General features: G+C 37.5%; 12 protein-coding genes. 3 read left to right on the top strand and 9 right to left on the bottom strand.

What is annotated here, in order from left to right; translation table 11 throughout:
• Positions 1–218: 218 nt before the first annotated feature.
• A complete protein-coding gene (locus MKY80_RS07815) occupies positions 219–1,493 on the bottom strand; it encodes a cation:dicarboxylase symporter family transporter (RefSeq protein WP_275443966.1) in 1,275 nt (424 codons plus the stop codon).
• 346 nt (positions 1,494–1,839) lie between these two features.
• On the opposite strand from MKY80_RS07815, the gene MKY80_RS07810 reads away from it, so the two are divergent.
• From MKY80_RS07810 to MKY80_RS07800, 3 genes are read left to right on the top strand one after another with little or no spacing between them, the layout of a single operon-like run.
• Complete coding sequence (locus MKY80_RS07810; RefSeq protein ID WP_043990126.1) at positions 1,840–2,490, top strand: DUF1232 domain-containing protein; 651 nt, start codon at positions 1,840–1,842, stop codon at positions 2,488–2,490.
• A gap of 16 nt (positions 2,491–2,506) precedes the next feature.
• Positions 2,507–3,472 (top strand): LCP family protein, encoded by a 966-nt coding sequence (locus tag MKY80_RS07805; RefSeq protein ID WP_008176386.1) that lies wholly within the window; start codon positions 2,507–2,509, stop codon positions 3,470–3,472.
• 7 nt (positions 3,473–3,479) lie between these two features.
• Positions 3,480–4,034, top strand: coding sequence for a phosphatase PAP2 family protein (locus tag MKY80_RS07800; protein ID WP_239354428.1), 555 nt, complete (start codon positions 3,480–3,482; stop codon positions 4,032–4,034).
• Between the two features lie 80 nt (positions 4,035–4,114).
• On the opposite strand, the gene MKY80_RS07795 is transcribed toward MKY80_RS07800, so the two are convergent.
• From MKY80_RS07795 to MKY80_RS07760, 8 genes are all read right to left on the bottom strand, one after another.
• Positions 4,115–4,849: a 5-oxoprolinase subunit PxpA gene (locus MKY80_RS07795; RefSeq protein WP_008176388.1), complete on the bottom strand. Its 735-nt coding sequence runs from the start codon at positions 4,847–4,849 to the stop codon at positions 4,115–4,117.
• A gap of 5 nt (positions 4,850–4,854) precedes the next feature.
• Positions 4,855–5,718 carry a biotin-dependent carboxyltransferase family protein gene (locus tag MKY80_RS07790; RefSeq protein WP_342532459.1) on the bottom strand — a complete coding sequence of 288 codons (864 nt, stop codon included), beginning with the start codon at positions 5,716–5,718 and terminating at the stop codon, positions 4,855–4,857.
• 3 nt (positions 5,719–5,721) lie between these two features.
• The gene (gene pxpB, locus MKY80_RS07785) at positions 5,722–6,417 is read right to left on the bottom strand and encodes a 5-oxoprolinase subunit PxpB (RefSeq protein WP_342532458.1); all 696 of its coding nucleotides are present in this window, start codon (positions 6,415–6,417) and stop codon (positions 5,722–5,724) included.
• Complete coding sequence (locus tag MKY80_RS07780) at positions 6,401–7,015, bottom strand: pyroglutamyl-peptidase I (RefSeq protein ID WP_008176394.1); 615 nt, start codon at positions 7,013–7,015, stop codon at positions 6,401–6,403. Before MKY80_RS07780 ends, pxpB begins: the two co-directional genes overlap by 17 nt.
• A gap of 7 nt (positions 7,016–7,022) precedes the next feature.
• Entirely contained in the window at positions 7,023–9,851 is a 2,829-nt protein-coding gene (locus MKY80_RS07775) for a M14 family metallopeptidase (RefSeq protein WP_342532457.1), read from the bottom strand.
• 5 nt (positions 9,852–9,856) lie between these two features.
• Positions 9,857–10,759, bottom strand: coding sequence for an ABC transporter permease (locus MKY80_RS07770; RefSeq protein WP_008176398.1), 903 nt, complete (start codon positions 10,757–10,759; stop codon positions 9,857–9,859).
• Complete coding sequence (nikB, locus tag MKY80_RS07765) at positions 10,759–11,691, bottom strand: nickel ABC transporter permease (protein WP_043990131.1); 933 nt, start codon at positions 11,689–11,691, stop codon at positions 10,759–10,761. Before nikB ends, MKY80_RS07770 begins: the two co-directional genes overlap by 1 nt.
• 66 nt (positions 11,692–11,757) lie before the next feature.
• Entirely contained in the window at positions 11,758–13,338 is a 1,581-nt protein-coding gene (locus tag MKY80_RS07760; RefSeq protein WP_008176402.1) for an ABC transporter substrate-binding protein, read from the bottom strand.
• Between the last annotated feature and the right edge of the window lie 5 nt (positions 13,339–13,343).

Here is a 13,343-nt window from a genome sequence, read left to right as displayed (position 1 = left end):
AGTAGGTCAACAAGAAAGGAATGCAGCAGATGAAGGCTACACATATAACATAATTCCAACAATTGAAAGCGAGAATTAAGTTTAATCTTATAAAGTCTTTAGACAATACTAATCTATTAGACTTAAAAAACACCTTTACGTTGATTGATTATGGTTAAAACCATTTATCGACGAAAGGTGTTTTCTATGTTAACTTACACTAAATATTGTGATAAAGTTTAGGCTAAATTTTCATTATCCTTAAAGTAATTTTTCATTTTCACTGTATCAAAACGGCCTTCCCATTTCGCCATTACTAATGACGCTAATGAGTTACCAATTACGTTAACAACTGTACGTCCCATATCCAGGATACGGTCAATACCAGCGATAAATGCTAGACCTTCTAACGGAATGCCGACAGTACCCAAAGTGGCAAGAAGTACTACGAAAGATACCCCTGGAACCCCTGCAATCCCTTTCGATGTAACCATCAATACAAGCATTAACGTAATTTGTTCACCAATGCTTAGGTGAATACCGTACATTTGCGCAATAAATAATGCAGCGATCGCTTGGTACAGCGTTGAGCCGTCTAAGTTAAAGGAGTAACCGGTCGGGATAACAAAGGATACAATATCCTTTGGAGCCCCTAATTTCTCCATTTTCAACATAATTCGTGGCAACACAGCCTCTGAACTTGCTGTTGAGAATGCTAAAATGAGCTCATCTTTCAGTACTTTAATTAAAAATAATATATTGACACCTACGAATTTTGCAACAAGTGCAAGAATCACAAATATAAAGAATAGCATTGTAGCGTAAACAAGGATAGCCAGCTTAGCTAAAGGTATTAGAGAGGCGAATCCATATTTGGAAACGGTTACACCAATTAAACCAAATACCCCGAGTGGCGCAAATTTCATCACAAGGTTAGTTACCCAGAACATCGCATCTGCTACCCCTTGGAAGAAGTCTAAAACTGGTTTACCTCGATCGCCAATGGCCGCAACACCTAAACCAAAAATAACAGCAAAGAATATGATCGCAAGCATATCGCCTTCACCCATTGACTGAATGATATTGGTCGGTACGATGCCTACAATAATATCAAACGGTCCTTCATGCTGTACTTCTTCTGTAGTTGACACGTATTTTGAAATATCTCCTTTAGATAGCTCGTTCATGTTTAAACCTGCGCCAGGCTGGAAAATATTCGCGGAAAGTAATCCAACTACGATAGCTACTGTTGTAATAATTTCAAAATAAATAATGGATTTCCCGCCTAATCGTCCAAGCTGTTTCATGTCTCCAGTACCAGCAACACCTACGATTAACGTCGAAATAATAATCGGCACAACAATCATCTTAATTAAATGCAGGAAAATATCCCCTAATGGTTGTAAGTAGGTTTCAATTTTGGGGTTGCCATAAAAAATACCACCAACAATAATCCCTAAAATCAAACCGATTAAAATTTGACTGGCTAAACTAATTTTAAATTTCTTTTTCAATCCTTCGTACCTCCTCATATTATTTTTTTGGGGCTTGCCTAATAATAAGAGATACTTATAGAATCCGACAAAATCCGATGAAAAAACTTTTGTTTTTTTAGAAAAGTCAGAATATAAAGCTTGTTCGCTTCTTACAATTAAGTGCATTCTACCTTTATTTATCAGGCATTCACCGCAATTTGAAAACATTCCAAAACGCTAATAAGCCTTCAACTAATCAAATGTAAGCATGCTACCGTTATTACTTCCATTTGGCAGCATTTCATTGCCGAGTGTTGACAATTTGTCAACATCATTATACACTTCTGTTCAACAGTTATTTTTAATGAAGAAGGGAGAATCGAATATGACGGAAATGAAAGAAAATACGACTTTAGGTTTATTGTTGAAAGAGCTATTGAAAGAACGTTCATTATCTATGCGAAAGTTTAGTGAACTAACAGGAATCGATACGGCTACGATTTCACGGATTATTAATCATAAACGAAAAGCTACCCCACAACATGTAGAAAAATTCGCTGAATGTCTTGGTGTTCCTTTTATTCAGCTATTTGAAGCAGCGGGATATCCTATGGAACAAAGACAAGAAGAGTCACAATCAGATATTCACACCTCAGTTGATGCCATACAAACCTTTCTTAAGGCATCAAATGTATACGACAATCAGTTTTCAGTGCAGGATGTTGAAAAAAAATTAGACGATTATGGACTATTTTCTCAAACGGAGGAAGGCAAACATACCATTCATACGAGTTTTAATGAAAAGATTCAAAAAGTAGGTAGTGTTGGACCATTTATAAATAAGCTAAAAGAGTTATATGAAAAATTTACAACAGATAAAGGTACACTATTTGAATTAACAATAATCGGAAGTACATTATTATATTTTATTATTCCTGTAGATGTAATTCCGGATTATGTATTTCCTATTGGATATTTAGATGATGCAATAGCTGTACAACTTACCGGAAAATCTTTGTTGAAAAATAACGGATAGGTGGATTTATTAATTTATGGAAAGTAGTAAAACAAGCCGTAAATGGCTAAAAAATTCATGTTTCATATTCGCATCAATGATTGTAATAGGGGTTGTTTATTGGTTTTATCAGTACAATAGTGGGTTGGCCATGGCAGAAGACGACAGTAAAAATGAAGCTGAGGCTGAAGAAACTTTTGAGCCCTTCCAAGGCGCAGACCTACAATTTGGTGAGATTAATGTCCTCTTGATAGGTAGTGATACTAGAGGCGAAGAAGGTAGATCGGATGCCTTAATGATTGGACACTATAATCAAACGACGAATCAAGTAAAAATCGTTTCTATTATGAGAGATACGTATGTTGACATCCCAGATTACGGAAAGAATAAAATAAACGCTGCATTTGCTTTTGGAGGTCCAGAACTTGTTAGGAAGACCATTAAACAAAACTTTGATATTGATGTAAATTACTATGCTATCGTTGATTTTGAAGGATTCCCTAAAATTGTTGATCTTCTAGCACCCAATGGGATTGATGTGGACATCCCTTATGAAATGTCATATGGCATTGGCATGACATTATTTCCTGGAGAACAAACTTTACATGGTGATCAGTTATTAGCTTATGTACGATTCCGTCACGATCGTTTAAGTGATTTCGGACGAGTGGAACGCCAGCAGGAAATTATGACAAAGGTTAAAGATCAGATTAGCTTTCAAAGCTTAATGAATTTACCAAAAATATTAGGTGTTGCAGAGGCATACATCGATACGAACGTTGACAAAAAAACAATACTTGCAATTGGAAAAGGTTTAATGGATGGACACTCTAATGGGGTAGATACTTTACGGATTCCTGTTGCCAGTTCTTTTGAAAACAAACATGTAAATGTAGGTGCAGTTCTAGATATTGATTTAGAAAAAAATAAACATGAATTAGAAAAGTTTTTATCCTCCGAGGATGATGTGCAAGTGTCTAAACTAGAAGGAGTTTCCTCTTAAAGAAAATATGACGATAGATTATCAGCTTTTTAAATTACTTAACCAGTTTGCAGGACAATACCCTATTTTTGATCAACTTGTCCTCTTGTTTTCAAAATATGGCCCTATCCTATTTGGATTAATATTGATATGGCTATGGTTTTCAAACTCTCAAAATCAGCATGAAAATAGAAAAATAGTATTATACGCCGTAACGATTGCTATTCTTACACTTGGTATCGATAAAATAATAGAGATGGTGTATTTTCGACCACGTCCATTCGTCAATCATAGCGTAATATTATTACTTGAAAAATCAAATCTAGACCCATCATTTCCTAGTAATCATGCGGCAGGTGCATTTGCCTTAGCATTTGCTTTGTTTTGGAAACGAAGAAAAATTGGAGCTGTCCTCATCTTGCTGGCCTGCTTTATGGCATTTTCGAGAATTTTTATCGGTGTACACTACCCTTTAGATGTGTTAGCAGGTGCTTGTATCGGATTAGTGGTAACTTACATAGTGATGCGGCTAATTGGTCTTATTGAGGACGCCAAGAATCACAGAAAAATGTATGTAAAATAAAAATGCTCTTCCAATCAAAAAAGTTCGCCCTTTATGCGAACTTTTTTGTGTTTCAATCCATTATGCTGAAGCCATCTACTTTATTGTTGATGTAGTTGCCTCCTAAGAGCAGCAATCTTTTTAGCAAAGTCCAAGGCATGTGGACCATCTCCATGAATACATAAGGTGTGCGCCGCTACTTTTATTTTTTGAGACTCTATAGACAATACTTCATTTGCCGTTAAAATACCTTTGACATGCTCCAGCATTTCTTCTTCAGTTTGTATTAAGGCATTCGGTTCCTGTCTGCTCACTAATGTGCCATTAGAGTGATAACGGCGATCAGAAAAAACCTCCTCATATACTTGAAGACCCTTATCCCTTGCGATTTCTGCCATTTGGCTACCCGCTAAACAATATAAAATAAGCTGAGGATGAAGATCATACACCGCATGAACAATGGCTGAAGCTTTCTCCTTATCATTTGCACTTTGATTATATAGTGCTCCGTGGGGCTTGATATGATGTACTGTCCCTTTTTCGATATGGACATACGCTTGCAGTGCCCCTACCTGATAGACAATCATATCGTAAATTTCTGCTGGGCTAAACGCCATATCCCTTCGCCCGAAGCCTTCACGATCAGGATACCCAGGGTGTGCACCAATATGAACATTTTTGCGAATTGCATTCCGAACTGTTTGGTGCATAATGGAATGATCACCCGCATGGTAGCCACACGCAATATTTATTGATGTCACATAATCTAGTATCTCTTCATCTCTTCCGGTCAAAAACGCTTCATAGCTTTCTCCTAGATCACAATTAATATCCATTCGTATCACATTTCCTCCAGTGCAAAATGTATTGTGCTAAACATACGCATTTGGGCTACTTTATGTAAATCATCTTCATGTACAGTGGCCATAATAGGATAGCCTCCTACTGTTTGAGCATCGGCCATTAAGATGATGGGATTCCCATTTTGAGGCACTTGAATTGAGCCAAACTGTGTCGCTTCAGATAGAATTTCCTTCATTTCTTTTAACTGTAAAACAGGGCCTTTTAAATAATAGCCCATTCGATTACCACCGCTAAACTGGAAAGGATTTTGCAAAAATTGTTGCTGACTCTCTCCTGTAAATAAATGAAAATGAGGACCCTTAAAAATTCTAACAGTAATCGTATTGTCAAAAGTCGGACGATACGGAGCATAAAGACCTCTATTATATTTTAATGGCGGGGCTATTTGTCCATATAAAATACTTCCTTTTGCATGGACCATACCTAGATTCCCCTGAGAGAGGTATGAGGTACTGCCAAGCTGCAATTTTGAAGTAAACCCTCCCAGCGGTGTCAAGTAAATGATAGAGCCTTGACTCACACTCTTAATCGTTAACCTATCACCCTTTGTTAAATGGAATGTTTTCCACATTTCAATGGCTGCATCATTGATCATGCATACCCCATGACCGCCTGTTAAAACATAGACCCCATCAGCCATTGCCTCAAATTCAAAACCACCCACGAACATTTCGAAAGAAGTTTGGTTATGATGATTTTGTAAAATTAGCTGGGCCGCTTGAAATGAAACATAATCCATTGGTCCAGATAACGGAATACCAAATGCCCGATAGCCAAACCTTCCTTTATCTTGTAAGCTACCATAAACCCCTTGTTTTGTTATGAGCAGAAGTGGCTTCAATCGCTACACTCCTTTGCTTTTCATTTCCCAATATTGTTGCTTAGTTATTTCATAAAACTGAACTTCATCACCAAGTTCAAATAGGAATGGCTCTTTACCATTGACATTAAAAAGCTCTAATGGCGTCCTTCCAATAATATTCCAGCCACCAGGTGAATCGACAGGATAGATCCCTGTTTGTCCACCTCCAACCCCAACAGAACTTGCAGACACCGACGCTCTCGGCTTTTCTAAACGAGGCACAAATAATTTAGAATCAAGTTCTCCAAGATACGGAAAGCCTGGCAAAAAGCCAATTAAATAAACGTAATAGCTTTTGGACATGTGTAACATTTTCATGTCCTCAAATGATAGACCCGTATAGTCCATCACTCGTTGCCTATCTAAGGCAAATTCTTCATCATAGCAAACTGGGATTTTTAATAGTCTATTCGTTCTGTCATCAATGACTGTGGATGCTTGACTGTCCAGCCATTGCCTTCTTAAAAGGTCTACATCTATTCGTTGTTTCACATATGCTGTAACTGTATGATAGCTTGCAACACACTCGACAAGATTGTGTCGTAGTTGTTTTTTCAGAAATCGATTAAATGCTTGTACTGCAGAAAAGTTTGGGTGGGATATTTCTTCCTTAAAGGAAAAGCGAATCGTATTCTTGCTAATCCACATTGAATAAGGAAATTCAATGATTACCTGCACGTATTGTCTCCTCAATGCAAAGCTTCACAGCAGCGATTAAATCACGAATATGCCAGCCTGGAATTTTGCCATGTTGGATGGCCAATTCAAAGGAAGCAGGTATATGTATAAAGCCAGCACGTACCCCTTCATGTTGCTGCGCATACACAAGCCCCTCATACATAATGTTATTGCATAAGTAAGTACCTGCTGTATTAGAGATTTCAGCCGGATAGCCCTCTGCTTGTAAACGATTAACCATCTGGCGAATTGGTAAATTCGTCAGATAGGCATCTGCCCCCTCCTCTTGAATGCTCTCATCCACAGGTGTGTAGCCGTTATTATCGGGCTCCCCATCTTTCACATTAATAGCAATTCGCTCAGGCGTTAGTTTATAACGACCCCCTGCGAGCCCTAAAGAAATAATGATTTGCGGTTGTATTTCCTCTATATATCGCTTTAGCTGCTCGGCAGATTGTTGAAAATCTACAGATAAAATTCTTCCTATAATATGATAGTCTTCTATCTTTTCGCCATCTAAGTTTTCTACAATTTGCATAGTTGGATTGAGCTTATAATCTAAAAATGGCTCAAATCCCGTTAATAATATGTTTGTCATGTGTTAGTCACCTAATTTCTATCGGACGTTTTTTTATGTAGCGTCCAGATTGTTTTTGTTTATTTACAGGAGTAGCTAGTGCAGCTTCTAAAATTGCCTGATTAAATAATTGATGGGCTGCCATACACGATAGTAATTCCTCACCATAAACGATTTCATCTGCAACTTCCGAAATGATATCTAAAGCGACCCACTGTGGATAACGTAAAATACTAACTGATGAATACGTAGGTGTTACTTCCATACTACGATAAAAGTTAATATTCCCCATTTCCTCAATCGGGTATTTATCTGGATCCCACGTTGTTCCATATTTATAGTATCGATCTCGCCAATACGCATTTTCTTGAGCAAACGTAGATCCATCAAACATCCTATTAACTCTTTCCGCTACTAGGTCCAGATTTTTGGCCTGAATTTCCTTCGTATCATCATCTGCATAACGACCAATCCCATAAATTTTGGCACTTGGAACCGTATAAGAAACTGGGAAAATAGGTGGGCAGGCGTAACCTGCGAACGGTTGAACCCACTCACGAGCTGGTATTCCATGGTCATCAATAACAATATCTGGAGCCCATTTTTTTAAGATAAGTGGTAATACATTTGCCTCACCGAACACACTTTTTCGGAATTTCACATGGGCAAATTCTAATCCCACCGCATTAAATCTTGCAGCATGATGCTTCCACTTCGGATGCTCCTTTGTCAAACATTCCATGATTTCATAGCCATCAGGGTTCGCTAAAGGGATAATAATGACATTCATTTTTTTTAATATTTCTGGTTGCTGACAAATAATATCTTCCATTAGCGCCAAAATCGCAGGAGTGCTAGATACTTCATTTGGATGATGGCCAGCTTCAAAAACAATCGTATGTTTTTCATCTGATTTTTTTAGCCCTGAATAATATTCACTCGTAATAGGTTCCGTCACCTCTAAAAATGGAATGACAGTACCTTTATAAGATATATCTCCATAATTCAATTTGACCTCTGAGTATTGTTTACAACGCTCTACTAATGGAATTATATTTTTCATGTTGTGTTTTAAAAAGGTTTTTGCCTTAGTGACCTTCAGTTTATTACCGATAGACATTTCTACAGTGTCAAACTGTCCTTCTTGATTAAACAAGATTCGCTTTGTAACGGGTTCCGCCATCGGTTTGTCATTCCACTGGTAAACCTTTATGGCACTTTTAATAGGCTTATACAAATCTTGTTCTATATGAATATAAGGAATAACACCACCTGGAGCTTTGTAAGGCTGATTAACTAACTGGCGACCAAGCTCATGAAAATAGTCTAAAGTATTAAAGTATAAATCCTCGTATAACGCCTCAAACGATGAGTTCGCTTCTTGCTGGACGCCTATTTCTTCTTCGATTCCAGAAGAAGTAAAGTCGATTTCAATTCGATCGAATAATGGAAATAGCTGAGCTTGATCAACGTTATGGGTATCTATTTTTAACTTTTTCACCATTCGTGGCAATAATTCCTTCATATAGTATTTATAGAAACGTTCACGATCAGAAAATATGATGTTCTCCTGCACTCGCTCTGTCTTGTTGAATAATCTATACCCAGCAGTAGTTGGATAAGCTTTTTTCTGACCATCAACATAATCCACTTCACTAATAGGTGGAGTGAGCTCAGCTATTAACTGATCATCTACAAATACTCTATACACATGTTGTTGCGTGCTGGAAAGCTCAAATTGCACATGCTCCTTAGGTATGCCATATTGCATCTCAATCATTTCATCCACTGGATATAGCTCCATAATCCAGCGATTATGTTGCTCTAAGCCGTTTACACTTACCCCATCCTTACATACTATTTTTACATGTTCAAAGCGCCCCTCGACAGATGGAAGTACTTCCTCTAATATCCAGTATAACCCTGTTTTAAAGGCAGAGCGAACTTTAATGGTTGTCAAATTTGAAAATTTTTCATATAAATCTAGCTTAAATTGATCACGATTTTTTTTAGTGGCCGTCATATAAATTTCAGCCTCTAACGCTTTATCTTGTTCTTCTTCTAATGCTTTTATCATGTACGAAGCTTCAGATTCATCGCTCCATTTTTCGTCCATTAAAATAGCCGCTTCATTCATTTGTTTTTCGTTTAACTCCCAAACTCCAAGCAGTCCACCCTCAGACACATGCTTTGCTGTTGCAATGGTATGGATAACGGTCGGTAGGCTTTCTTTCGTACCACAGATTTGAATGGCATTTTTGGCGGTCAATTCCATATAACTTTCGTTTTCGTGCTTGAATGAAATAGTTATATGTCGCTCTTCTGATGTTATAGCTGGTAATGAAATAGATGTGGCATATAGGCCTAAACGCAATGCTAGATAGCAAGTCTCTTTTAATAGAGCATTTGTCTTTAATTCTTCTTGTATATTCATTTTCACACTTACATGTTGCTGGGGATGTGCCTCATCCTTTTCACCCGTGCCATAGGCTGACCAAAGATGACTTAAATTTTCATAATCCGTTAAAGGGCTGTCCGTTTGGGTGTCGACCATTCCTTCACTGGCTATTGCACTTAACCATGTAGAAAGTGCTAATTCACTCTCATAATAAATGATCCATGTTGAGTCATCTTGTGAAATAAATGTGCTAGTATGCTGTAAAAACTTCATTGTATAGGACTGATTGGCTGGCTGAAATAAATCAAAGTCTACTTCATTTGCTTCAAAGCCTAAACGTAAGCAAAAATCAATTAATCCTAATGGAGCTAAATCTTTAGGTAAATCTATAAATAAAGAAGGCTTTTTTTTCGTTTCATTCTTTTGAAATAAACTAGAAAAAATTATAGAGTTCATCATATCACCTAAACTTTCATATTTGGATCTAAGCGATCTCGCAACCAATCTCCCAATAAATTAAAGCCTAAAACAGTTAACATAATGGCCACCCCTGGGAAAACAGATATCCACCAAGCTGAGGTCATATAATTTCGACTATCTGCTAACATTCCTCCCCATGAAGGTACTGTAGGCTCCACACCTAACCCTAAAAATGTTAAAGAGGCCTCCAATAAAATAAACTCTGCAATACACATCGTTGCTAACACTAAAATGGAGGAGGCAACATTAGGAAGTATATGCTTAATGATTATTTTGAAATGTGTCCCACCAATTGCCTTTGCTGCTTGGATATACTCTTGTTCCTTTAAAGCCAAAATCTCTCCTCGAATTAATCTCGCAAAACTAACCCAATATGTAAGTCCTAGGATAATAATAATTTTTTCAATACCTGTTCCAAAAACACTCATGATGACGATGGCTAGTAAAATAAACGGTAGCCCCATTTGAACTTCAGCTAGCCGCATAATTAAATCATCCATCCATTTCCCAAAGTAACCTGAAACAATTCCTAGAAATGTACCAAGCACTAATGAAATGATTACGCCACAAATGCCGACTAATAGAGATATACGTGCTCCGTAAATAATTCTACTTAGCAAATCACGCCCAACCTGATCTCCTCCGAGTAAGTATTCGGATTTACCAGTATCATCTAGCCATTTGGGTAGGTCAAGCCGATGCCCTAAGCTAGCCGCCCCCGGATCATAGGGAGCAATATATGGCGCAAATATAGCACATAGTATCGTAGTGACAACCAATAATAAGCCTATGATGCCTGTTGGATTGTTCTTCATGAATTTCAGAACTGTTACTATTTTATTGGCTTTTTTTATTTCGATTGCTTCTGTTTCCATTATTTGAGTCATTATTGCTCACCTCTTCCAGTTCTAATTTTCGGGTTAATCAATGAGTAGCATAAATCAACGATTAGATTTACTAAAATCATAATCAATGCTAAAAGTATGATTCCTCCCTGGACCACAGGATAGTCTCGTTGATTAATAGAATCAACAATCAACCTTCCAATTCCTGGCCAAGAAAAGACTTGCTCGACAATAACCGCACCTCCTAAAAGCCCCCCAAACTGTAAACCAACAAATGTTACAGTTGGCAATAAAGCATTGCGGAAAGCATGTTTAATGATAACTAGCCATTCTCTTATACCTTTCGCCCGTGCAGTTGTGACGTATTGCATTTTAAGTACTTCCAGCATAGACGTACGAATTAATCGAACTAAAATACCAGATAAGATAAGCCCTAAGGCAACGGACGGCAAAACTAATGAGCTAAATCCATCAAATCCGGATACTGGCAGCCATTTTAGTTGAACAGCAAAAATTAAAATTAGCATGAACGCCAACCAAAAATTAGGGAAGGAAATACCTAACAAAGAAAAAATACGACTAAACACATCAATGGATTTTCCTTTATAAATGGCTGATAAAATACCTAGCGGAACAGCTATTAACAATGCCACTGCCATTCCACCTAAAGCAAGCGCAATTGTCGGCCACGCTCGTTCGAGTAACATCTCTAAAACAGGGCTATTGGAACGATAGGACGTACCAAAATCAAGTGTTACTAAATCCTTCATAAATATGATGTATTGCTCCCAAACAGGCTTATCTAAACCGAGTTTGGCTGTCAGTTCTTCTACTGCCTGCTGTGAAGGTTCACCAGCCCCAAACATTATACTTACGGGGTCACCTGTTAAACGAATGGAGAAAAATATAATTAATGAAACCGCAATGATCACCAGCACGGTATGCGACAAACGTCGTAGAATATAGGAAAGCATAATTCCATCCTCCTAATGTGAAGTGAAAGAGATAGTATGCTAACATACTATCTCTTAATTTTTTACTTACTCGACAGTGACACCTGCAAAATTAAAGCGGCCATCATGTGGTGGTTGGAAGCCTTTTATTCGTTTATTCACTGCGTATATTTCAACTTCAGAATATAAGTTGACTTCAGTTGCATCTTCATATAATACTTCTGTAAGCTCTTTAAAGACCTTTTGTCTTTCGTCATTATCAATAGTGGCACGCTCTGCTGCTAATAATTGTTCTACTTTGTCATTTTTATAGGATGGGTTCCAGAATTCTCCCTCGTGATACATTAAATAAGCGGTATTATCAAAGTCCAGCGTCCAGCCACCCCAACCATTTTTATACATATGACCAGCTTTTCCTTGAGGAATTAACTCTGATTGGAATGTCGTATTTTCCACACTATTAATCGATACTTTAATTCCAACTTCCTCTAAGTAAAACGCTACTGCTTGTGCAATCTCTTTAAATGTTCCATCTGTACCTGGAATAAAGAAATCTAATGTAGTACCTTCAGGAACTTTCGCTTCAGCCAGCAATTCTTTTGCCTTTTCAGGATCATATGGATATGGCTCTAAATCGTTATTATAGCCAAATGATAAATCACTTTGGAATGAGCTTATCAGATTCCCATAGCCACCTAAAATTTCTTTTACAATCGTTTCTTTATCGATAGCATAGTTAATAGCTTGACGAACACGTACATCATCAACTGGCTTTTGCGCCGTATCAAAACGAATTGAATAAGCTGTAGGTGTAGACACTTCCATTAATTCAATAAAGTCAGTTCCTTCTGCTGTTGCAGCTTGAGAAACTTCCAAACGTGTCATAATATCAATATTGCCTGTTTGTAATTCTGCAAGTGCTGTTGCTGTTTCTGGAATTACTTTAAATGTAACTTTATCTAGTTTAATAGCATCTTTATTCCAATAATCTTCATTACGTTCAATTACCACTTGTTTATCTCGTTGATAATCTGTCATTTTAAACGGACCTGTACCAACAGGTTTCATATCAAAATTCTCTGCTCCCTGTTCTTGAATATATTTAGGTGGTACGATTACGGCACCATAACCTGATAGTTTTGTAAGTAATACTGGATCTATAGAATTTAAGTGCATCGTTACTTCATATTCACCCGTTACTTCAACATGATCAATGGAAGTGTAATTTGAATATTGAGGACCTTTTTGACCTTCATCACCTAGCAGACGATCAAAAGTAAATTTAACGGCCTCCGCATTAAATGGTTCACCATTATGGAAGGTAACGCCTTGGCGTAATTGGAAGACAATTGTTTTTTCATCTTTATATTCCCAAGATTCCGCTAATCCAGGTTGAATTTCTAAATCTAAAGAACGACTAACTAATCCTTCAAATACTGATGTTGCTACGGTACTCCAAGACAGTAAAAACGTATCAATCGGGTCCCAGTTTTGAGGATCTCCTGCCACACGGACAACTAATTCATTACCCCTTGTGAGCGCAGCGTTTTCTCCAGAAGATTTGCTACTATTTTTACTATCCTCTTTTGTTGATGTACCGCCACTACATGCTGACAAAATAATCATCATGCAAACTAGTAATAGCGCTAGCCATTTTTGTTTCTTCATTATTG

The organism is Lysinibacillus sp. FSL R5-0849 (genome assembly GCF_038595075.1).
Classification (GTDB): Bacteria; Bacillota; Bacilli; order Bacillales_A; family Planococcaceae; genus Lysinibacillus; species Lysinibacillus fusiformis.
This window is presented reverse-complemented; position numbering and strand designations above follow the sequence as displayed.